Source organism: Sphingomonas sp. S-NIH.Pt3_0716, assembly GCF_003950715.1.
Classification (GTDB): Bacteria; Pseudomonadota; Alphaproteobacteria; order Sphingomonadales; family Sphingomonadaceae; genus Sphingobium; species Sphingobium yanoikuyae_A.
This window is the reverse complement of the sequence record NZ_QLJK01000132.1, coordinates 1-609: the sequence shown is the minus strand read 5'-3', so window position 1 is coordinate 609 and position 609 is coordinate 1. Positions and strand designations below refer to the sequence as shown.

Annotated in this window: 2 protein-coding genes; both read left to right on the top strand. The window is 64.2% G+C overall.

What is annotated here, in order from left to right:
* Window positions 1–176 (top strand): HU family DNA-binding protein (locus tag BRX37_RS26440; RefSeq protein ID WP_164522561.1); only part of this gene is annotated, 176 nt, incomplete at its 5' end.
* Between the two features lie 88 nt (window positions 177–264).
* Complete coding sequence (locus BRX37_RS27030) at window positions 265–432, top strand: hypothetical protein (protein WP_157105538.1); 168 nt, start codon at window positions 265–267, stop codon at window positions 430–432.
* The last annotated feature ends 177 nt before the right edge of the window (window positions 433–609 follow it).

Sequence of the window (609 nt, the reverse complement as noted above, 5' to 3'; positions counted from 1 at the left end):
TCGCGGAGGCGGCCGCCAAGGGTGAGGAGATATCGCTTCCCGGCTTCGGCAAATTCAAGGTGAAGGACACGCCCGAGCGCTCCGGGCGCAATCCGTCGACCGGCGAGGCGATCACGATCGCGGCGTCGAAGAAAATCACATTCACGCCGGCCAAGGCGCTTAAGGACCGACTGTAGGCTCGACAGCACCGGCCGGCGTCGCCCGGCCACGTGTTGGATGTTCACGAATTATTCGCTATCTAAGGCGTTGGAGAATGACAGGCGCGTGAACACTGCCAAATCTATGCGGCTGGCCCGGCAGGTGAAGGGGAGGTTCGGCACGTGGGCGGCCGTGCGTCAGGCCTCGCGCGTCGAGAACGGCGTATATGTGGTCGATCCAAGCGCTGGCGGTGACCGCGACAGCAAGGATGTAGCGGTTCCCGCCACGGCGTAACGGCCGTGACGTTCAGCTACTCGCTGTTCCTCGCACTGCTGCTGCTTTTCCTGGGGCTCTGCTTCTGGGCAGGGTGGCGCGTCGGCGAGCGCACCGATTTCCTCAGCCCAACCCCGGACCGGCCGAACTCTACGGTGACGCTGTTCATCGTGGTGTTCGGCACCATCGCAGGGCACC